General features: G+C 74.4%; 20 protein-coding genes and 1 pseudogene. 14 read left to right on the top strand and 7 right to left on the bottom strand.

Annotation, left to right across the window (positions count from 1 at the left end):
- Window positions 1-150: 150 nt before the first annotated feature.
- Window positions 151-501, bottom strand: coding sequence for a hypothetical protein (locus D5H75_RS03490; protein WP_119924823.1), 351 nt, complete (start codon window positions 499-501; stop codon window positions 151-153).
- A gap of 299 nt (window positions 502-800) precedes the next feature.
- Between D5H75_RS03490 and D5H75_RS03495 the strand changes: the two genes are divergently transcribed.
- Both D5H75_RS03495 and D5H75_RS03500 read left to right on the top strand, forming a co-directional pair.
- Entirely contained in the window at window positions 801-1313 is a 513-nt protein-coding gene (locus tag D5H75_RS03495; RefSeq protein WP_202637779.1) for a S1 RNA-binding domain-containing protein, read from the top strand.
- An 18-nt stretch (window positions 1314-1331) separates the two neighbouring features.
- Window positions 1332-1577 (top strand): annotated as a pseudogene (locus D5H75_RS03500) (serine hydrolase); the annotation flags it as partial.
- Between the two features lie 147 nt (window positions 1578-1724).
- Here D5H75_RS03500 and D5H75_RS03505 read toward each other — a convergent pair.
- Window positions 1725-2336: a M15 family metallopeptidase gene (locus D5H75_RS03505; RefSeq protein WP_119924825.1), complete on the bottom strand. Its 612-nt coding sequence runs from the start codon at window positions 2334-2336 to the stop codon at window positions 1725-1727.
- A gap of 87 nt (window positions 2337-2423) precedes the next feature.
- Here D5H75_RS03505 and D5H75_RS03510 point away from each other — a divergent pair, with 87 nt between their 5' ends.
- Both D5H75_RS03510 and D5H75_RS03515 read left to right on the top strand, forming a co-directional pair.
- Window positions 2424-3107, top strand: a complete 684-nt coding sequence (locus D5H75_RS03510) for a response regulator transcription factor (RefSeq protein ID WP_119924826.1) — start codon at window positions 2424-2426, stop codon at window positions 3105-3107.
- Window positions 3100-4248: a sensor histidine kinase gene (locus tag D5H75_RS03515; protein WP_202637780.1), complete on the top strand. Its 1149-nt coding sequence runs from the start codon at window positions 3100-3102 to the stop codon at window positions 4246-4248. The genes D5H75_RS03510 and D5H75_RS03515 overlap by 8 nt, the downstream gene beginning before the upstream one ends.
- A gap of 143 nt (window positions 4249-4391) precedes the next feature.
- On the opposite strand, the gene D5H75_RS03520 is transcribed toward D5H75_RS03515, so the two are convergent.
- A complete protein-coding gene (locus D5H75_RS03520; RefSeq protein ID WP_119924827.1) occupies window positions 4392-5117 on the bottom strand; it encodes an alpha/beta fold hydrolase in 726 nt (241 codons plus the stop codon).
- A gap of 158 nt (window positions 5118-5275) precedes the next feature.
- Between D5H75_RS03520 and D5H75_RS03525 the strand changes: the two genes are divergently transcribed.
- The 3 genes from D5H75_RS03525 (at window position 5276) to D5H75_RS03535 (ending at window position 7827) form a co-directional block, all read left to right on the top strand.
- Complete coding sequence (locus D5H75_RS03525; protein ID WP_119924828.1) at window positions 5276-6094, top strand: helix-turn-helix domain-containing protein; 819 nt, start codon at window positions 5276-5278, stop codon at window positions 6092-6094.
- A 190-nt stretch (window positions 6095-6284) separates the two neighbouring features.
- Window positions 6285-7076, top strand: a complete 792-nt coding sequence (locus D5H75_RS03530) for a class I SAM-dependent methyltransferase (protein WP_119924829.1) — start codon at window positions 6285-6287, stop codon at window positions 7074-7076.
- A 223-nt stretch (window positions 7077-7299) separates the two neighbouring features.
- Window positions 7300-7827, top strand: coding sequence for a hypothetical protein (locus D5H75_RS03535; protein ID WP_119924830.1), 528 nt, complete (start codon window positions 7300-7302; stop codon window positions 7825-7827).
- 39 nt (window positions 7828-7866) lie between these two features.
- On the opposite strand, the gene D5H75_RS03540 is transcribed toward D5H75_RS03535, so the two are convergent.
- Together D5H75_RS03540 and D5H75_RS03545 are read right to left on the bottom strand one after the other, a co-directional pair.
- On the bottom strand, window positions 7867-9273 hold the full coding sequence (locus D5H75_RS03540; protein ID WP_119924831.1) for an ankyrin repeat domain-containing protein: 1407 nt from the start codon (window positions 9271-9273) through the stop codon (window positions 7867-7869).
- Window positions 9274-9619: 346 nt separating this feature from the next.
- Complete coding sequence (locus tag D5H75_RS03545) at window positions 9620-10804, bottom strand: NAD(P)/FAD-dependent oxidoreductase (protein WP_119924832.1); 1185 nt, start codon at window positions 10802-10804, stop codon at window positions 9620-9622.
- 159 nt (window positions 10805-10963) lie between these two features.
- On the opposite strand from D5H75_RS03545, the gene sigJ reads away from it, so the two are divergent.
- The 3 genes from sigJ to D5H75_RS41235 all read left to right on the top strand — a co-directional run bounded on the left by sigJ (window position 10964) and on the right by D5H75_RS41235 (window position 13369).
- Complete coding sequence (sigJ, locus tag D5H75_RS03550; protein ID WP_119925201.1) at window positions 10964-11914, top strand: RNA polymerase sigma factor SigJ; 951 nt, start codon at window positions 10964-10966, stop codon at window positions 11912-11914.
- 230 nt (window positions 11915-12144) lie between these two features.
- Entirely contained in the window at window positions 12145-12945 is an 801-nt protein-coding gene (locus D5H75_RS03555; RefSeq protein WP_242453953.1) for an SAM-dependent methyltransferase, read from the top strand.
- Window positions 12902-13369, top strand: coding sequence for a hypothetical protein (locus D5H75_RS41235; protein WP_202637781.1), 468 nt, complete (start codon window positions 12902-12904; stop codon window positions 13367-13369). The genes D5H75_RS03555 and D5H75_RS41235 overlap by 44 nt, the downstream gene beginning before the upstream one ends.
- Before the next feature lie 302 nt (window positions 13370-13671).
- On the opposite strand, the gene D5H75_RS03565 is transcribed toward D5H75_RS41235, so the two are convergent.
- Window positions 13672-15009 (bottom strand): hypothetical protein, encoded by a 1338-nt coding sequence (locus D5H75_RS03565; protein WP_147425052.1) that lies wholly within the window; start codon window positions 15007-15009, stop codon window positions 13672-13674.
- A gap of 259 nt (window positions 15010-15268) precedes the next feature.
- Here D5H75_RS03565 and D5H75_RS03570 point away from each other — a divergent pair, with 259 nt between their 5' ends.
- From D5H75_RS03570 to D5H75_RS03580, 3 genes are all read left to right on the top strand, one after another.
- A complete protein-coding gene (locus tag D5H75_RS03570; protein WP_119924834.1) occupies window positions 15269-16258 on the top strand; it encodes a LacI family DNA-binding transcriptional regulator in 990 nt (329 codons plus the stop codon).
- 221 nt (window positions 16259-16479) lie between these two features.
- Window positions 16480-17907: an MFS transporter gene (locus D5H75_RS03575; protein ID WP_119924835.1), complete on the top strand. Its 1428-nt coding sequence runs from the start codon at window positions 16480-16482 to the stop codon at window positions 17905-17907.
- Between the two features lie 26 nt (window positions 17908-17933).
- Window positions 17934-19073 carry an SGNH/GDSL hydrolase family protein gene (locus tag D5H75_RS03580; RefSeq protein ID WP_119924836.1) on the top strand — a complete coding sequence of 380 codons (1140 nt, stop codon included), beginning with the start codon at window positions 17934-17936 and terminating at the stop codon, window positions 19071-19073.
- A 166-nt stretch (window positions 19074-19239) separates the two neighbouring features.
- Here D5H75_RS03580 and D5H75_RS03585 read toward each other — a convergent pair whose 3' ends face one another.
- On the bottom strand, window positions 19240-19599 hold the full coding sequence (locus D5H75_RS03585; protein ID WP_119924837.1) for a hypothetical protein: 360 nt from the start codon (window positions 19597-19599) through the stop codon (window positions 19240-19242).
- Window positions 19600-20244: 645 nt separating this feature from the next.
- On the opposite strand from D5H75_RS03585, the gene D5H75_RS03590 reads away from it, so the two are divergent.
- Complete coding sequence (locus D5H75_RS03590; RefSeq protein WP_119924838.1) at window positions 20245-20568, top strand: STAS domain-containing protein; 324 nt, start codon at window positions 20245-20247, stop codon at window positions 20566-20568.
- The last annotated feature ends 53 nt before the right edge of the window (window positions 20569-20621 follow it).

The following is a 20621-nucleotide window of genomic DNA, read 5'->3' on the forward strand; positions in this document are numbered from 1 at the left end:
CTTGACGCGCCCGTCGTACGGCGGCGCGGCGGCTGCGTTTCGCCTGCGTCGGGGAGTCTTCGCGTCCCGGGCCGCCGGCGGGCGTCACGGCGGCCCGGGACGGGCATCGGGGTGGCGGCGCCTCCGGGCCGGCCGGGCCCTGGGAGGTGGTCAGGCGTCGCGCCAGGAGGTGCAGGCGTCGGCGGCGTTGGCGATCTGCTCGCACACCCGGAAGTTCACCGCGGGGGAGATCAGGTTCCCCGTGGTGCACCCGCCGCCGTAGTAGTCCCACACCGTGTCGCGGCTCCCGCTGCTGGTGATCACCTGGACGTAGACGGCGCGGTTGTCGTTCTCCTGGTCGCAGGCCGTGGCCTGCAGATGGCTGCTCGAGATCGAGCCGAGGTCGTCCCCCTGATAGGCGTAGGTGTAGTGCGCGGCCGCCGGCGCGGCGGTAACGGCGAGCACGGCGGCGGCGGCCGATGCGATGAGCGCGACGCGGCGCGGCGACGTCGTCAGCGCCATGGCGAATCTCCTCACGGAAGGGTGCCGGAGACCCGCCATTGTCCCCGCCCCACCACCCCCGAGGGAGACCCATGTCCACAACCGGCCAGCCCCACCACCGGCGGGTGATCAGACCGCGGTGACGGATGTGACCGAATCTCGGACGGCCTTCCGCGCACGACCATGTTCCCTGGGTGCCGTGCGAGGCTGGTGGGACTGGCGTCAGGGCGAACATCGCTTCGGATGGCCGGCGTGGTCGTGATGTACTTGGCCGGCCGCTCGGTACGGCCGGGGCAGCGGCTCGATATGCAGGAGGTGGCGTGCCGGGGCGGGCGCTTGACGGGCGTGAGCTGGAATTCCTGCGGTCGCTGCGGCGGGGGCGGGTCGTCACGGGGACGGTGATCGAGATCGCTCCCTTCGGGGTGACCTTCGTCGACATCGGGGGCTTCACGGCGATGATCAATATCCCCGAGCTGTCGTGGCGGCCCATCGGCCATCCCTCGGACGTCGTCGCCGTCGGCCGGCGGATCACCGCCGAGATCCTCGACGTCGACATCGAGCGCGGGAGGGTCCCCCTCTCCATCAAGGCGCTCCAGCCGGACCCGCTGCCCGAGCTGCGGCGGCGCGTCGGTCAGCCGATCACCGGCCCCGTCACCAAGGTGGCGCCCTTCGGCGTGTTCGTCCGGGTCGAGGACATCGAGCACGGGTTTGAGGGCCTCCTGCCCGGCTCGGAGATGGCCGGGATGGCGGTGGAGGCCGGGGACCGGCTCACCGTGAACATCGTTCACGTGGACGTCACGCGGCGGAGGATCAGGCTGGCCCTCGGACGCTGAGCCCACACGAACTTCCAGGTCGCCGCGCGGCTCGTCGAGGTCGTCGGCGGCCGGCCGTTCGCGGCCCACCTCGCCGAGCACGTCCTCAGGCCCTTCGGCATGCGCCACAGCACGACCCTCGACACCGACCGCGACCTGCCCGGCAGCGTCCGCTGCCACCTGTACGTCCTCGGCCGGCCCGTCGCCCTGCCCGAGCCCGCCGGCTTCGGGAACGGCTCAGGCGGGATGCTCGGCACCGCCGGCGACATGGCCGATCGCGCATGACCGCGGCCTGGTGACCACCGCGGCGGCCCGGCCTCACCGTGATCGCCGCCCGTCTCTGGACCACCACCCGGCGGCCCCGCCGACTCGGGCGACTCGGGCGACTCGGGCGATGAGGACGGCGTGTGCCCGCGGGCGGCGGGAAGCCGGTCACGGTTGGAGGCGGGGGTCGTGGGTGGGGTCGGGGTAGGGCCGGGGGCAGCCCTTGGCAGGGGCCTTGGGGCGGAGTTCGTAGTGCCAGGGCTCGTTGGCGTAGGTCTGGCACAGGGCGTGTTCGCGGCCGTGGGCGGAGAGCCAGCCGAGGGCTTCCGGAGGGCCCAGGTCGACCGCGTCGCCTGAGACGTGGAGGGACTTGCCGGGGGTGGCGACCCAGCGGGCGGCCTCCTCCGCCGAGCCGTACCGCCCGATCGCCTCGCGGAGGAGTTGTTCCTGGTACTTGGGAGAGCGCCAGCCGCCGTTGACGACGAACTCGACGCCGTCGCGCGCGGCGGCGGTCGCGGCCTTGCGGAGGGCGGCGAGGAGGCGGGGGTCGAGGTTGGCCACGGCGGGGACCTCGTCGTCGAAGACCGTCACGCCGTCGGGGACGGCGCCGCCCGCCTCTCCGAGCGCGCCGGACGGGATGCCGTCGGCGGTCGCGGCCGGGGACGACAGCCATCGGTGGGCGAGGACGCCGATCAGGACCACGGCGACGGCCACGAGGACCGCGGCGACGGCCGAGGGGGTACGGCGGGCCGCCGTACGGGCTGGTTCTCGAAAGGTCATGCGAGCAGTCAAGGCGGCGGGGCGTTGCCGGCCCGTATGCGCATTTCGATATGTCGGCGATATGTCCCGTCCCGTACCGTCGCAGGCATGCGTGTGCTGATCGTGGAGGACGAGCCCTATCTCGCCGAAGCCGTCCGTGACGGCCTGCGCCTGGCCGCGATCGCCGCCGACATCGCCGGGGACGGGGACACGGCGCTGGAACTGCTGAGCGTGAACACCTACGACATCGCAGTCCTCGACCGCGACATCCCCGGGCCCTCGGGCGACGAGATCGCCGAGCGCATCGTGGCGTCCCGCAGCGGCATGCCCATCCTCATGCTCACCGCCGCCGACCGGATCGACGACAAGGCCTCCGGGTTCGAGCTCGGCGCCGACGACTACCTCACCAAGCCCTTCGACCTCCGGGAACTCGTGCTCAGGCTCAGGGCCCTCGACCGCAGGCGCGCCCACAACAGGCCGCCCGTGCGCGAGATCGCGGGCCTGCGCCTGGACCCGTTCCGGCGCGAGGTCTATCGCGACGGCCGCTACGTCGCGCTCACCCGGAAACAGTTCGCCGTGCTGGAGGTCCTCGTCGCGGCCGAGGGCGGGGTCATCAGCGCCGAGGAACTCCTGGAGCGGGCCTGGGACGGGAACGCCGACCCCTTCACCAACGCCGTGCGCATCACCGTCTCGGCGCTGCGCAAACGGCTCGGCGAACCCGGGATCATCGCCACCGTGCCCGGCGTCGGCTACCGCATCGAGGCCGCGGGTGGGGGCGGAGACCGTGGATAGGCGCCCGGGCCTGAGCGTCCGCCTCAAGCTCACCCTCAGCTACGCCGGGTTCCTCATGCTCGCGGGCATCCTGATCCTGGCGGCCGTGGGGTTCTACGTCCTGTACGGCATACCGAGGGGGGCGTTCATCACCACCGGCGACCTGCTGGTCAACCAGCGCGCCATCCTGGGGTCGTTCCTTCCGATCGCGGCCTTCGTGCTGGCGTTCCTGCTGGTGTTCGGTCTCGTGGGCGGGTGGCTTCTCGCCGACCGGATGCTCGCCCCCCTGACCCGCATCACGGACGCCACCCGCCTGGCCACCGGCGGGTCGCTGTCCCACCGGATCGACCTGGAGGGACGCCAGGACGAGTTCCGCGAACTCGCCGACGCCTTCGACGCCATGCTCGCGCGGCTCGAGGCCCACGTCGCCGAGCAGCGCAGGTTCGCGGCCAACGCCTCCCACGAGCTGCGCACCCCGCTGGCGATCGCGCAGACCCTGCTCGACGTGGCCCGCGACGACCCGGACCGCGACCTCGGCGAGCTCGTCGACCGCCTCCGCGCCGTCAACACCCGGGCGATCGGCCTCACCGAGGCGCTGCTCCTGCTCAGCCGCGCCGACCAGCGCTCCTTCCCGCGCGAGCGCGTCGATCTGTCCCTCCTCGCGGAGGAGGCCGCCGAGACGCTCCTGCCCCTCGCGGAGAAACGCGGCGTCACCGTCGAGACGGCCGGCGACCTGGCCCCCACCCCCGGCTCACCCGAGCTGCTGCTGCAGATGACCACGAACCTCGTGCACAACGCGATCGTCCACAACCTCCCCGAGGACGGGATCGTCCGGGTCACGGCCGGCGTCCGCCCCGAGGGCGTGGAGCTCACCGTCGAGAACACCGGGGACACGCTCCCCCCGCAGGTGGTCGCCACGCTCGCCGAGCCGTTCCGCCGGGGCACCGAGCGCGTCCGCTCCGACCACGCGGGCACCGGCCTCGGCCTGGCCATCGTCCGGAGTATCGCCCAGGCCCACGACGGGACCCTCACCCTGGCCGCCCGCCCCACCGGCGGCCTCCGCGCCACCGTACGACTGCCCGCCGAGGCACGGCTGCCCGCCCCGGTACGGCCACCCGCGGCGGCGCGACTCCCCGCCGCCCCGCCGCGCCCCGCCGCCTGACGGCCGTACGGCGTGGCCCGACGGCCACCCGGCGTCTGCCGGCCGCACTGCGGAGGCCGGCCGTACGGCGGTGCTCACGGCCGCACGGCGTCGGCTCGGCCGTACGGCGGGGGCGGGAGGGCGGCGCGCGGCGGGAGGGCGGGTCAGGCGAGCTTGAGCAGCAGGCCGGTCAGCTCTGCCGGCATGGTGATCATGCAGTCGTGCCCCGTGTCCAGCTCCCACACCTGGGACGGGCTGCCGTCGGGCTGGATCGTGGGCACGGGCCGCCGCTCGACGCCCTCGGGCACGCCGGCGACGCAGTGGATGTGCGTGCGCGGGATCGCGCGCACGGCCGGGTTGTCCAGCCGCACCGGCTGCCGGAGGCAGAGCGCCGGCTGATCCGACAGCATCGTCCGCAGCCACGCCGCGTCCGCCGGGTCGGTGACCCCGAACAGGCCCAGGGGCGGTGGCATCTCGGGCATCGGCGGGATCCGCCAGGGCTCCCCCGACCCGGCCGCGGCGTCGATGAGGGCCTGGGTCACGGGGTGCACGTCCACCGCGCTCTCGCCGTCCTCGGGGACCATCGCGTCGAGGTAGACCAGATGGGCGATCCGCTCCGGGATCCGGTTGGCGGCCGCGGAGATGACCAGCCCGGCGTAGCTGTGGCCCACCAGGATCACGTCGGTGAGGCCCTCCTCGGTGATCAGCCGGACGACGTCGTCGGTGTGCGTGTCCAGCCCCACCTCGGGGCCGAGCAGATGCGCCCGGTCGCCGAGGCCGGTCAGCGACGGCGCGGCCACCCGGTGCCCGGCCGCCGTCAGCAGGGGGACCACCCGGTCCCAGCACCGCCCGCCGTGCCAGGCCCCGTGTACCAGCAGATATGTAGACATGTACGACTCCTCGCTCGTGGAAGGGACCACCGGCCGGTCTCGCCGGCACTCGTCCCGGCAGCGAGGTTTCCGCTCCTCCAGCGGCCCAGGCAGAACCCCCGCGATCCTGGGGGTGACAGGACCAGGCGGGCGCGAGGGCGCGCGAATACAGTGGCGACATGAGAGACGAATCCAACCTTCTGGGCGATTACGTGCGCGCTCGCCGGGATCTCGTCACTCCCGAACAGGCCGGAATCCCCTCCGCGGGCGTACGGCGGGTGCCGGGCCTGCGCCGGGAGGAGGTCGCGATGCTCGCCGGCATCAGCGCCGACTACTACCTGCGGCTGGAGCAGGGCCGCGACCGCAACCCCTCTCCGCAGGTCCTGGAATCCCTCGCCCGCGTGCTGCTGCTCGACGACGACGCGACGGCCTACCTGCTGCGCCTCGGCGCGGGGAGGCCCCGGCGACGGCGGCGGCCCCGGAAGGAGACCGTCCCCGCGGGCGTCGCCCAGCTCGTGGACGCGCTCCCGCTCCCCGCGTACGTGGAGGGCCGCTACTTCGACGTCCTGGCAGCGAACGCCCTGGCGACCGCCCTGTCACCGCGGCTCGCCGCCGGGGGCAACCGTCTGCGGGACGTGTTCCTCGACCCCGCCGAGCAGGCCCTCTACCCGGACTGGGAGGACGCCGCGCAGGGCATGGTCGCCGGCTTCCGCGCGTCCGTCGGCACCGACACGGACGACCCCCGCTTCATCGAACTCGTCGGCGAGCTCTCCCTCGCCAGCCCGCGTTTCAGCCGGCTCTGGGCCCGCCACGACGTGAACACCTGCGAGGGCGCCGCCAAGCGCCTCGACCACCCCCAGGTCGGCCCCCTCCGCCTGAACCGCGAACGACTGGCCGTCTCCGGCGTACCCGGCCAGACCCTCGTGGTCTTCCACCCCGCCCCCGGCACCGGCAGCGCCGACAGGCTCACCCTCCTCGCCTCCCTCACCCGCCCCTGACCCCGCCCGACGGGCCATCACCCGCGCGGGCGGGCGCCCCCGGGACCGCCGCCTGGTGGCGGGAGGGGCGGGCGGGCGCGGGCGAAGATCTGCGGATCTTGTTGGGGGTGATCGATTCCATGAAGAGGACGAATGGGGCAGGCTGGGGCGAGTGCCACCCCTTCGTTTGCCCCCATTGAGGAGGAACTCGATGAGCATGGCGGAAACCGCACCACGCGAGACCTGGGCGTCCGGGGATTACCGGCCCGTGGGCGCGCAGTTCCTGCCCGCCGCCGAGCTGCTGTGCGAGGCGCTGCGGCTGCGCGCCGGCGAGCGCGTGCTCGACGTCGCCACCGGGACCGGCAACACGGCGCTGGCCGCCGCCCGCCGGTGGGGCCGGGTGACCGCGCTCGACCTGGTCCCCGACCTGCTCGCCCACGCTCGCCGGCGCGCCGACGCCGAGGGGCTCACCGTCGAGTTCCTGGAGGGCGACGCGCAGGCCCTGCCGCTGCCGGACGCCTCCTTCGACGTGGTCACCTCCACCTTCGGCGTCATGTTCGCCCCCGACCAGGCGCGCGCGGCGGCCGAGCTGACCCGGGTCGTACGGCCCGGCGGCCGGATCGGCCTCGCCTGCTGGACCCCGGAGGGGTACATGGGCCGGATGCTCGCGCTCAACCCCAAGTACGTGCCGCCCGCGCCCGGCCACCTGCCCGAGAGCCGCTGGGGCACCCGGGACGGCCTGGCCGAACTGTTCCCCGCCGCCGCCGACATCGCCACGACCCGGCGCGAGGTGCTGTGGCGCTTCCCCTCCCCCGCCGAGCACGTCCGCGTCTGGTCCGAGGTCTACGGCCCCACCGTGATGGCCCTGCGCGCCCTCGACGAGCCCGGCCGCGCCGCCCTCCTGGCCGACCTCACCACCCTCGTCGAAGAACTCGACACCTCCGACGACGACACCCTCCTCATGCCCCTGGAGTACCTGGAAATCGTCATCACCCTCCCCTGACCCCGTTCCCCCGGCCCCGCCGCGCCTCCCCCGGACGCGGCGGGCACGGGGACCGCGCGGACGTCCCAAGCCGCCCGAGGCCCCTCTCCACTCGCGCCCGGCAGGTCCGGCGACCCGTGGCCTTCTCACGACCGCGGGCATCCGCGTCCATGGCGTCGGTCGTGATGGACTCGCCTTCTACGCGGTTCGGCGAGGTAACGGGGTTCATGGTGCGGGGGACACGATGATGATCAGCTCTCGGGCGTCCGAGCTGGTGGGCGAGGACGTCATACGGACACTGAGCTCGGACGACGTGCCGCCGGGACTACGGACGGTGATCGACGAGGGGTGGCGCGTCGTCGACGGCGCCGTGGTCCTGAGCGCCTTCCACAAGAGCTACCACGGGGACCGCGCCAGGTTCACCTCGGTTCACGGGTATGAGTTCGCCGTCAACGGCCGCGGCATCCCCGACGATGACATCAGGGCGACCGAAATCGCGGGGATCGCGCGACTCATGCGCCGCGGAATCGCCTTCGCCTGGGAGGCTCTCCACCGGGCGCGGACACAGGTCCCTGGTGTGGAGGTGTTCGGATACGTCTCCGTCGCGCCCGTCATCATGGATCCCGAGGACCACACCGGGAACGTCACCTTCTCCACCCCCACCAGGCCAGGCATCCCAGACCTGCAGGTCACGGAATCCCAGGGAATCATCGCGGCACTCACCGCCGACGAATGCCGCCTCCCTCTCCCGCCGCCGGAACCGGGCCCCTGACCCGCCGCCACCGGCGTCCTCATGGCACAACGACGCGACTCACCTGCGGAGGGTCCCAGGTGAGCCGGCACCGGGTCCTCGGGTGACGGGGTGGGACCGGAGCAGGGTGTGGAGGTGGTGGGTCTGGGGGGATGGGGGGTGGAGGGCGGTGGTCAGATGGAGCCAGGTCTCGGCGTCGGCGTGGAGGAGGGCGTCGCGGCGGGCCGGGTCGGCGCCGTGGGCCAGGAGGAGGCGGATGACCTGGAGGTGGCCGCCGGGGATCGCCCAGTGCAGACCGGTCCGGCCGAGGTAGGGGGCGACGTCGGGGTGGACCCCGCGGTCGAGGAACCAGCGCACGACCTCGATCCGCCCGTGCTGGCAGGCGTGGACGAACGCCTCCCCCACGATCTCCTCCGGATCGTCGGCCGGCGGCAACCGGGACGGGAAGCCCGAGCCGGTGTCCGCCAGGTCGGGGCGCGCCGCCGCCGCGTCCGGGCGGAGGCGGCCGTCCGCGTCGAAGCAGCCGCGCACCAGGTCCAGCCGGCCGCACGCGGCGTACGTCCAGAGTGCCGCCGGGACGATCCCGTACCTCGCGAGCAGGTCGGCGACCTCGGTGTTGCCGTGGTAGAGCGCGTTCTCCAGCGGGGTGATCCCCCAGGCGCGGACGCCGGGGTCGGCGCCGGCGTCGAGCAGCAGGCGCACGTAGCCGAGCCGGTCGAAGCGGGCGGCCCGGATGAGCGGGAGATCCAGGTCGGACGCCTTGCCGAGCAGGACCTCGACCCCGGCGCGCGGCACCCCGAGCTCCTTTCCCAACCGGATGCCGGGGATCAGCTCCGGGCCCGCGAGCATGTGCAGCAGGACGTCGGCCTGCTCGTAGGTCAGCACGGCCAGCCGCCCGGTGTCGCCGGCCAGCAGAGCCCCGGCCTCGCGCCGCAGGCGCCGCCGCTTCTTCCGGCGTTCGCCGAGGTCGCGCCGGGACCTCTCGGTGAACGACACGAGCTCGCGCCAGGTCGGGAAACCCAGCTCCCGCGCGATGATCAGCCGCGCGTCGCGGGGTTCGGCGGCCGCGGCGGAGGTCGCCGTGGCGTGCCGGGGCACGTAGGCCCGCAGCCGCCGCAGCGCGCCGGGGTCGCCGCGGCGCAGCTCGGCGAGGAGGGCGTCGGCCATCGAGGCGTAGATGCCCGGGCCGACCCCCACGAGGCGGGAGACCGGCCGTTCCTCGGCGGCGCCGCGGCCTTCGACGTGGGCGCGGAACTCGGCCCAGGTCCGGAATCCGTGTTCCTGGGCGACCACGAACTGGGCGTCGCTGAGCAGGAACCGCCCGGCGGCCCGGTCGCCCAGTACGTCGGCGACCCGGGCCACGGCCACGGGGTCGCCCGCCGAATACGCGTGGCGTAGGTGCTTGGCCCGCTTGCGGTGGTATTCCAGGTTCGGGCGGGGCGGCAGCTCGAAATGACGTGCGGACATCGCGGCCTCCTTCGCCGCCGGGGTCCGCTCACCCGGCTGGAAAGAGGTCGGTCCGGTCGGTGCGCCGATGTGCCGGTCGAGGTGGGAAGATCCCTGCCCGCGGACTGGGAGCGCCCTCGCACGCTCCCCTCAGCGTAGGCACCGGCCCGCCCCGCGGGCAACCGCCGTTCCACGGCGCACGGCGATCCCGCGCCACCCTCGTACGGCGGCGCGTGCTCCCCACCGCGTGTGCCCCCCGCCGCGTACGGCGGCGCGTGCTCCCATGGCGTACGGCGGCGCGCGGACCCGCCGGGCGCCGCCGTACGACTCGCCGGCCTGGACGGCCATCCGGGGGGGCGGGCGCGGGTCAGGGGGACGTGGGGACCTCCGGGGCTGCGGGGCGGGGGCCGGCCTTGGGCCAGGTCATGGAGCCGGGCTTCGCGGCCTCGCGGCGGATCCGCTTCGACACCACTAACTTGCAGGTCAGCTCCTTGATCACAGCGCCCATGCGGCCGCCGATGTAGAAGTCGACCGCGGTGTCGTCCTTGCGCGCCAGTTGCCGGACGCCCGCGCGGCGGCCGAGGCTGAGGCACGCCCCGGTGAAGGCCAGGTCGATCACCGCCGGCTCGGTGCCCGCGATGCGGCTCAGGACGGTGTTCGCGGCCTGGACCCCGAGTGGCCCGGCGGCGTAACCGCTCATCCGCAGCGGCCGGCCCGAGGGCGCGGCGGCGTCCCCGGCCGCGACGACGCGGTCGTCGTCGAGGCTGGTCAGCGTCTCGTCGGTGAGCAACCGGCCGAGGGCGTCGGTGCGCAGCCCGCTCGCGGCCGCCAGGCCCGGCACGCCGAAACCGGCGGTCCAGACGGTCAGGGCGCTCGGCCGCGCCGTGCCGTCGGCGAGGACGACCTCCTCCGGCCGGACCTCGCTCACCGTGGTGCCCTCGATCACGGTGACCCCGTGATCGGCCAGCCACCTGGCGACGTACCGGCGGGCGGGCGCGCCCAGGTACGGAGCCAGGGCCCGGCCGCAGACGAGGGTGACCGCGCGTCCCCGCTCGGCCAGTTCGGCGGCCGTCTCGACGCCGGTCAGCCCGCCGCCGGCCACGGTGACCGGGGCGTCGCGGGGCACCTCGTCCAGCCTGGCGCGCAGCCGCCGCGCCGGTTCCAGCTCCGCGAGGTCGTACGCGAACTCGGCCGCGCCCGGCACCGAGGAGGGCGCCGCCCCGGTGCTGCCGACCGCGTAGACGACGTGGTCGTACTCGAGGACGCGGCCCGACGCCAGCCGTACGGCGCGGGCGGCGGTGTCGATGCGCGCGGCGCTGTCGACGACCAGCCGGACGCGCTCGCCGAGCAGTGTGCCGTAGTCGATCGTGGCGTCGCCGGTGCGGGCCGCGTACTGGTGCAGCCGGAGGCGCTCGACGAACTCCGGGCGCGGGTTGACCAGTGTGATGTCGACGTCGGGGCGCACCTGCAACCGGTTGGCCGCCAGGGTTCCGGCGTAGCCGCCGCCGATGACGACGACCTTGTGGAGTGCGCGGTGTGCGGGCCTGGACATGGTGTGAATCCCCTTCCTGACGGTGTCTCACCGGTCCGACAACGCGGCCCCGCCGATCGTGAGGCGGCCCGGCGACCTCACATTCGTCCGCGCCGTCTTGTCGAAGTGGTGAGGACGGACCCCGGCCGGGGGCGCCGGCGGCACGAGGGCGAGGAGACCATGACCACCGAATCCGAGCGGGGACTCGATGCGGCCCATCCGGGCCTGAGCGCGGTCATCGACGAACGGCGTCAGCTCATCAACCTCGCCTACCGGCTCCTCGGCTCGCTGGCCGACGCCGAGGACGTCGTGCAGGAGACCTACGCCCGCTGGTACGCCATGTCCCGGCGGGAGCAGGAGGCCATCGTGTCCCCCGGCGCCTGGCTGACCAAGGTGGCCGGCCGCATCTGCCTCAACGTGCTCACCTCGGCCCGTGCCCGCCGCGAGACCTATGTGGGCGAATGGGTTCCCGAGCCGCTCCCCGAACCCCGGGAGTGGATCACCGGGCGGCCGGACGGCGGCACCCTCGACCCGGCCGACCGGATCACCCTGGACGAGTCGGTCAACATGGCCTTCCTCGTCGTGCTCGAATCCATGACCCCGGCCGAGCGCGTCGCCTTCATCCTGCACGACGTCTTCCGCTATCCCTTCGCCGAGATCGCCGACGTCGTCGGCCGCACCCCGGCCGCCTGCCGCCAGCTCGCCTCCTCGGCCCGCCGCCGCGTCCGCGCCTCGCGCGCTCCCGCGGACCCGGCGACCCCGGCGGCCCAGCAGGCCCGCGTGATCCGGGATTTCATGCGGGCCTGGGAGGCCAAGGACATCGAGGCCCTCATCGGCCTCCTCGACCCCGGCGCCACCGTGGTCGCCGACAGCGGCGGCCTCGCCAGCGCCGTGCTCCGCCCCCTGGCCGGAGCCGAGCGGATCGCGCGCTCGCTGGTCCGCTTCGCCCGCAAGCTGCACGGTCTCACGTTCCTGGAGCGCACGGTCAACGGCCGCCCCGGCCTCGTCGCCCAGCGAGACGGCGTCACCGTGACGGTGTACGCCTTCGACGTCGCGGACGGCCGCGTCCGCCGCATCTGGGGCATCCGCAACCCCGCCAAACTCCGCCCCTGGACCACCCCCCACGCCTGACCCCGCCGGCGTCCCCCGCCTCCGGGGAAGTCCCGCCCGTGACAGCCCGCTGCGAGGCTCATGAGTCCGGCGACAGGGCGACGGACGCGCCGCCGTACGGCGGGCGCGCATGGCCGGGCGGGAAGATCACGAAATGGCCGAGGTTGGTCAATTTGATCTTTGACTGAGAGTTCTGTGCGAGTGTGGGAAGGTCGAGGGGGAGCTTCGACCAGCAGCCAGGAGGAGCGGGCGTGACCACGCAGCCGATGCCCCCGGGAGTGGATCCCACCGTGCCCAACGTGGCCCGGATGTACGACTACTACCTGGGCGGGCGGGACAACTACGAGGCCGATCGCGACGCCGCCGAGCGCATCCTGACCCTCATGCCGCAGGCCCGGCGGTGGGCCCGGGACAACCGCGCCTTCCTCGGCAGGACCGTCCGGTTCCTCGCCGAGTCCGGCGTCCGCCAGTTCATCGACATCGGCACCGGCCTGCCCACGCAGGAGAACGTGCACCAGGTGGCCCAGCGGGTGCACCCGGACGCGCGCGTGGTGTACGTCGACAACGACGCCGTGGTCGTGGCCCACGGGCGCGCGCTGCTCGCCCGGAACGGGGCCAGCATCGTGATCGAGGGCGACATGCACCGGCCCCGCGACATCCTGGGCCATCCCGAGCTGCGCGCCCTCATCGACCTGGGGGAACCCGTCGCGGTGCTGCTGCTGGCGATCGTCCACTTCGTGCCCGACCTCGCGCAGGCCCGGCGGATTCTCGGCGAGCTCGCCGCCGGGCTGGCCCCCGGCAGCTATCTGGTCGTCTCGCACGCCACCCCGGGCAAGGTCGGCCGGGAGGTGGTCGCCGAGGGGCGGGAGGTGTACTCCGCGGCGGCCTCGGGCGGCATCACCCCGCGCTCCCCCAAGGAGCTCGCCGCCCTGTTCGACGGCCTGGACCTGATCGGCCCCGGCCTGACCCCGGTGAACCACTGGGCCCCGGACGCCCCGCCGTACACCGGTGAGGTGGAGGCCGGCTTCCTGGGCGCCGTGGCCCGCGTCTAGCGCTCTCCTCGGCTCCCCGCGCCACCGCCGCGCCGCCGGTGGGCCCGCTGGCGGCACGTCGGCCCGCAGTAGCGGCGCGGCCTGCCGGTGGCACGGACCGGCAACCGCTCGCCGCATTGCGGACCCGGCCAGGTTCGCCGGGCGCGCTCTCGAACTGGCCGGCGACCAGCCCACCCCGGTCGAGGCCGCCGCCGCGATCAGCGAGGCCACCGGCGTCCCCATCCGCTACCAGCAGCTCACCGACGACGAGGCCGCCGCGCTCGGCCAGGGCATCGCCGACGCCAAGAAGCGCTGGGAGGCCGGTCACCGCTGGCACGCCGACATCGAGGCGCTGCGCGTCATCCACCCCGGCCTGCGCACCCTCACCGACTGGCTCACCGAATCCGGCGCCGCCGCCATCCGCGCCCGCCTCACCACCCCCTGACCCGCGTACGGCCCGCGTCCAGGCACTCTGGCCCGCGTACGGCCCCGCGCCCCGCACCCTGGCCCGGGTACGGCCGAACCCTGGCCCGCGTACGGCCCCGCGCCCGCGGCGGTCGGTTTCCGCGCCCTGGGCCGCGGCGCTCATGCGTTCGCGCGTAAGCGCGTACGCGGGGACGCGGACGGGGGTTTGGCCGGTCGCCGGATGTGGCGCGACAAGGCGGCCGCGCAGTCTGGAAACCACAAGTAGCCCCGACGCGGGCGACGCGGCTCGGCCTCCCGGCGCGCCGCCCGCGCGAGGTGGTCTCATCTCCCGGGCGCCGCGTCGTCCCCGAGGTCCTTGGCCGCGCCGGGGGGCCACGCGCCGGCGTGCAGGTGCAGGTGGAGGGCGCCGATGTCCCGCGCCTGGATCGCGGGGCCGTGGACGCTCGTCCCGGAGAGACTGTTCGTCGTCGTGTCCTCCGTGTCTTCCGCGGGCGGCCGCGGCGCGGGGCCCAGTGGCCGTACGGCGCGGACGCGCGAGGGGTGCGGCCCCCCGGAGAGGCGTTCGGTCACGCACTCCCCCAGAACCGCCCGGGCGGCGTCCTCGCAGGCCCTCGCCAGGCCCGGCCGGGAGGCGAGCCGCCGTTCCAGTTCGGCGAGCCTGTCCTGGTCCTCCCACCGCCGCCGCCCGCCGGGGTAGGCGGCCTCCTCAAGGGCTCGGGCCACCTTGCGGAGTTTGGCGTCCAGGCGGAGCAGTTCCGTCTTGCGGGGGTGGCCGGCGACGCGCTCGGCCAGGGCCGACAGCCAGTCCCGCGCCTCGTCCACCGGGGTGTCCGCCTCCACGTGCCGCGCGAGCCCGTCCGCCACCTCCCCGGCCAGCTCCGGGTCGGCGGGCGCGATCATCGCCAGGTGCCTCCGCAGGCCGTCGAGCTGCTTCCGCGTGCGGCCGGCCAGCCCCCGCATCCGCCGGGGCGGCGTCTCCCGCCCGCCGTACCCGGCGGGCGCGCCCCACCGGAGCCGCTCCCGCTCGGCCATCAGGTCGCCGTCCTCGCGCGAATAGCCGGGATGGGAGGCGATCATCTTGCACAGCCGGTAGAGGCTGGTGTCGCCGCGGAGCTGGATGAGGACGTCGTCCTCCTCCCGCAGGCAGAGCACGAGCAGCGCGGGCAGCCGTGATTCGGGGATGCCGAAGAAGCGCGCGCACCGGGAGACGGCCTCCGTCCAGGCGGCGTGGTGGAGCGCGGGCGGGTGGCCGGGGAGCGGGATGGCCGCCGCCCGGAGGTCGTCGCCATCGCCCGCGCCCGGCACGAGGAGCCGGGTGTAGTCGAAGGGCGGGATGCCGGCGGGGTCCGCGCCGCTCAGGAACCGGTGCGCCCGGCTCGCCTCCGCCACGAAGGCGTCCCGCCGCTCCCGGGGGACGCGGCCGGGGTCCTGCGGAAACCTCGCCGGGGGCGGGACGAACCGCGGCTCCGGGCACAGCACGCCCAGCGCGTGCCCGGTGACGTCGTGGATGCTGGTCCAGTCCCGGGTGAGCTCCTGGTGCAGCCCCCTCGCCTCGGCCGTACGGGCGAGCACGACCATGAGCCCCAGATAGTCCGCGCGACGGGCCGCGCTGATCACGTAGGGCAGGTGGTCTCCCACCTCGACCGGAATCGTGATCATGCGCTCCGCCTCCATCCGCTCGGGACGTGGGTCCAGCCTCCCCGCTCCACCGCGCCCCCGCCAGCCTTTCCCGGCGCCCACCGCGCCCCCGCCGGCCTTTCCCGGCGCCCGCCTCGCTCGCGCCGGACTTCCGGCCGCCCGGCGCGCTCCCACCCGGCCTCCCGCCCCGCTACCGGCCCGGTTCGGGATGGCTCGGGGCCGGGGTGGGCCTGCTGGTACGATTCAGCGCCACAGAGTCGGTGTACGCCGGGGGAAGCGGATGGCTGCCAGTCGGCGACGGGTCACCTCGGCGGACGTGGCGAGGGAGGCCGGGGTCTCCCAGACGACGGTCAGCTACGTGCTGAACAACACCTCCTACCAGCGGATCTCCCCCGAGACCCGGCAGCGGGTGCTCGCGGTGGCCGAGCGGCTCGGCTACACCCCCTCCCCCAGCGCCCGCAATCTGCGGCGCGGCCGCAACGACGTCGTCCTGCTCTGGGTGAAGAACCTGCCGCTGGGCCCGTCGGCGGTGGAGCTGCTGGAGCGGCTGACCGACCTCATGGAGGTCCACGGGCTGACCGTGGTCACCCGGATCGAGCGCGAGCGGCCGATCGCCGCGCTGTGGCGCGAGCTCATCCCCGCGGCCATCGTCCTGTTCGCCGAGCTGAGCGAGGACGATCGCGCGGAGATGGAGGCCATGGGCGTGCCGGTGGTGGACGCCTGGCTGGACGACCGCGGCCCGGACTCCGTCCGGCGGTCGCGGACGCAGGCGGAGGTCGGGCGGCTGCAGGTCCGCCACCTGGCCGGCGCCGGGCACGTCCGCCTGGGTTACGCCGCCCCCGACGACGCGCGGTTGCGCGCTCTCCTGGAGCTGCGGCTCGCCGGGGTACGGCAGGCGTGCGCCGGCCGCGGGCTGCCGGAGCCGGACGTCCGCGAGGTACGGCCGGAGGCCGGGCAGGCGGCGGAGGTGATCCGGCACTGGCGCGCGGCGGGGGTCACCGGCGTGTGCGCCTACAACGACGAGGTGGCGTTCGCGCTGCTGGCGGGCCTGCGCCTGGTCGGCCTGACGGCGCCGGGCGACCTGGCGGTGATCGGCGTGGACGACATCCCGCTCGCCCGGCTGGCCACCCCGCCGCTGACCACGGTCCGGCAGGACATCCGCGTGCTGGCCGGGCATCTGGTCCGGCAGATCCTGCGCGCCCTCGGCAGGCCCGCGCCGGAGGTCCCGGCCTCGCCGCTGGCGGAGCTGGTCGTCCGGGAGTCCGCCTGATCTCCGCCCGGCCAGGCAGTTAGGACGTATCACCCTTACTACCGCTTACATCCCACAAGTCGTTTCAATCCCCTCTTGTGCGACTCCGCTGGCCGGGGCTAGGTTGCTGACGCAGGTCTGGTGAGACGATTCACCAACTTTCAGTAATCACGCGCCACGTTGTGTCTACGACGAGGGCGGCCTCCCGCTCATCCCCTCGCCCCCGTCTTGGAGGCAGTCCGATGACGACCGCGCGATCCGCCGGTCCCCACCTCGCCGAGCCTTCCGCGCCCGGCACGTCGATGACGTACCTCGGCGGCCCGCCCCTGCGCCGCTACCTGATCTTCTACGGCGTCGCCGCGGTGAGCATCGCGGCCATCTGGGCCAGCGTCGGCAACATCCTGCTGCCGCTGCAGGTCCAGGAGATCGAGTTCGCCCGCTGGTTCACCGGGCCCGACGCGGGCGCCGACCTGAAGCAGCTCAACGCCCTCAAGGCCCGGATCGAGGCCGGGACCGCGACCGCCACGCCCGCCCAGCGGCACCAGCTCGACCTGCTCGCCGGGTTCGACGCCGCCAAGGCCGCCAGCCTGTCGGTCGTGGCCGGCGTCGGCGTGTTCGTCACCATGTTCATCCAGCCCATAGCCGGGGTGCTGTCCGACCGCACCCGGTCACGGTGGGGCCGGCGCGCGCCGTACATCGCCGCCGGGGCCGTGCTCGGCGCCGCGCTCCTGATCGGCGTCCGCCACGCGCCGGGCATCGGCGTGCTGATCGCCCTGTGGGCCGTCGCCCAGCTCGTGATCAACGTGGCGCAGGGGCCGCTGACCGTCACCATCGCCGACCGCGTCCCCGACGCCCGGCTCAGCACCGCCTCGGCGGTCCACGGCCTGGGCACCGTGATCGGGCTGGCCGGCGGGACGATCATCGCCGGGGCCCTGTTCGCCGCGATCGGGCTGGACGGTTACTACCCGTTCGCCCTGGCGCTGGCCGTCACCGGCGTCCTGTTCGTGCTGGTCGCCCGCGACCGCCCCTCCACCGACCTGCCGGTGCCGCCCTTCCGGCCCGGCGCCTTCGCCCGGTCCTTCCTCGTCCCGCTGCGCGACGCCGACTACCGCTGGGTCTGGATCGCCAAGCTGGTGATGTTCTTCGGCTACGGCGGGATCACCGCCTTCACCATCTACCTGATGCAGAGCTACATCCGGCCCGCCCTCAGCGCCGAGGAGGCCACCCGCATGGCGCCGCTGCTGGCGGTGGCGTCGGTGCCGTGCACGGTCATCGCGATGATCGTGGTCGGCAGGTGGTCGGACCGGGTCGGCCGCCGCAAGCCCTTCGTGTTCTGGTCCTCGGTGCTGTGCGCCCTGTCCATGATCGTGCCGATGGTGTGGCCGACGCTCCCGGCCCTGTTCGTCCAGCAGGTCATCAGCGCGCTGGCCATGGGCGCCTACCTGGTGGTGGACCAGGCGCTGTTCATCGACGTGCTGCCCGACAGGCGCTCCGCCGGCCGGGACCTGGGCCTGGGCGCGCTGGCCGGCAACTTCGGGCAGGCCGCCGGCCCGATCGCCGCCGGGCAGATCGTGGCCCTGACCGGCGGCTACTTCATGGTCTGGCTGGCCACCCTGGTGATCGTGCTGATGGCCGCCGTCGCGATCCTCCCGGTCAAGAGGGCCCGATAGCCCTCCCCCAACGAAAGGAATGTGCTGTGCAGTCCGTCCTGCGAGCCGCGCTCGGCTGCGTCGCCGGCGCGGTGGAATCCGTCTCCGGCGCGTCCGGGGTCACCTTCCACCGCTCGTCCGCCACCGCCCGCGCCCGGCTGGCCGACATCGGCTTCGACTTCATGAGCAGCGTCCCCTCCGGCGTACGGATCGAGGCCCTCACCGACGCCGGGGCCCTGGAGCTCGACGTCGCGCTCACGCAGGTCCTGCTGCCCGGCATGGACCCGGCGCCCACCGCCTTCGACCTGGTCGTCGATGGCGAACTGCGCGACCCGGTGACCACCAGCGAGCAGACCCTCGTGCTCGTCGACCCGGTCACCGAGGGCATGGAGTACCGGCCCGCCGGACCCGCCACGCTGCGCTTCGACCTCGGCCCGGGCGGCGGCGACCGGCGCGTGGAGATCTGGCTGCCCAACGGCGTGAGCACGCGCCTGCTGGACGTGCGGATCACCGCCGGGTCGTCGCTCCGACCGGCCCCGTCCGGCGCGCCGGTGTGGGTGCACCACGGCAGCTCCATCAGCCAGTGCTCCGAGGCCGACCGCCCGACCGGCACCTGGCCGGCGATCGTCGCGCGGCGGGCCGGCCGGTCCCTGGTCAACCTCGCCCTCGGCGGCCAGTGCCACCTCGACCAGTTCGCCGCCCGCCTCATCCGCGACCTGCCCGCCGCCGTGATCAGCCTGGAACTCGGCATCAACGTCATCAACGGCGACACGATGCGCGAGCGCGTCTTCGTCCCGGCCTTCCACGGCTTCCTCGACACGATCCGCGACGGCCACCCCCGCACCCCGATCGTGATCATCACCCCGATCGTCTGCCCCGCCGCCGAGCACCGCCCCGGCCCCACCCTCCTGGACGACGACCGGAACAACTACGTGCCCGACCGGCCCGCCGCCCTGGCCCGCGGCGCGCTCACGCTGACCCGCGTCCGCGAACTGCTCCACCAGCATGTCGAGCTCCGCCGCAAGGAAGGCGACGCCGACCTGCACATCATCGACGGCCTGGCCCTCTTCGGCCCCGGCGACGTCGCCGACCTCCCCGACGGCCTCCATCCCAACGCCGCGGGCTACCGCCGCATGGCCGACCGATTCCTCCCCCTGGCCTTCGAGCCCCCCGGCCCCCTCGGCTGACCCGCGCGAGGTGTGCGCCGGGGGCGGCCTCGCCCCGCGCACGGGCGTGAGGGCCGGCGCCCGGTGGGGGCGCCGGCCCTGTCGGGGCTGTGGCGGGGCCGTACGCGACGGCCCGTTGTCGGCGGGGTTCGCCGCGGGCCCCGGTCTGGGGGCGTCGGCGGTTCGGTCAGCCGTGGTAAGCCCGCTTGCCGCAGTTGCTGACCACGATCAGGTGCTCGGCGGACGCCCAGCGGCCCCGGAAGGGGTACAGGTGCCGGTACCCCAGGATGACCTGGCCGGCGGCGCGGACGCGGGTGCCCTGCTTCAGGACGTCGACGACCCTGCCGTTGGGGTACGGCGCGTCGCGGACCGCGAGGCGGGGGGCGGTGACGCGGTAGCAGGCGGCCTTGTCGACGGGGTCGGCCGGCGCGGCGGGAGCCTGGGGGGCGGCGACGGCGGCCGGGGCCGCGCCGGTGAGGAGCGCGAGGGCGCCGGCCGCGGCCGCCGCGGCGTAGCGCGCACGAAAGGAACGAGTCGAACGGGACATGGTCCACCTCCGAAAATCACTCTATGTAGCGAAGAACTACCCGCAGCGATGTTCCCAGGTGGAAGGGTTTGGAACCCCCGAATTCGCGCCGCCGTCCCCCGCAGCCCTCTCTGGCTGACGTCAGGGGAGACAGGCGTGCGCCCAGCCCGGCGGCGATCTCGGTCAGCCGCTCTCGCAAGGGGGCGGGCGCCGGCACCTCGGCGCCGGCGCAGGCCGTACGGCCGAGCGGGGCACCCCGCGCCCGGCGCGTGGCGGAGCTCCGGGTGGTTCGCGGGCGGATGAGGTAGCGTGAGGGGACCGAGGACATTCCCGAGCGTTGGCATTCAGGTCGGCGTCGCCCCCGGCGAATCACCGATATCGGCCCGTTCGGAGGGCCTGGACAGGTCAGGCGACCATGACGCCGCCACTTCCTTCCCATCGCGCAGTGCGCCGCTTCCCGGCCCGGTGGCTTCCGCACGCCGACCCCACGCCCGGGCTCACCGTTCGCCCGGTGACCTCGGGGCGCCTCGCACACCACTGACCAGACCAAGCCGCCTGCCGGCCGGATCGAGCGGTCCGGAACCGCCCCTTCCTGCGCGGCGGACCGATCTCCGGCCGGCGGGCACCATTCCCAGCCCGATCTTCCTCTCCGCGAAGGAGAACTCCATGAACGCCATCGACACCCTTCCCCGCAGCGCGGTGAACGCCACGAGTCCCACCCTCGTGCACCTGTCCGGGGACATCGACATCGCCACCGGCCCGGCGCTGCGCCGGCGCCTGATGAACACCCTGGCCTACAGCACCGGCCTGCTCGTCCTGGACCTGTCCCAGGTCACCTTCTGCGGGGCCGCCGGCCTGGGCCTGCTCGTCGGCGTCCAGAGCCGCGCCCGCGCCCGGGGCATCACCCTGGCCCTGACCCGCGTACCCGCGAACGTGGACCGCGTCCTGCGCCTCTCCGGCCTGGCCCCCCACTTCCCCACCACCCCCTGACCCCCGGCTCCTGGCCGCCCGCCGGAACTCCACACCGGCGGGCGGCCGCCGCG

Origin of the sequence: Bailinhaonella thermotolerans (assembly GCF_003594875.1) — a bacterium.
Lineage (GTDB): Bacteria > Actinomycetota > Actinomycetes > Streptosporangiales > Streptosporangiaceae > Bailinhaonella > Bailinhaonella thermotolerans.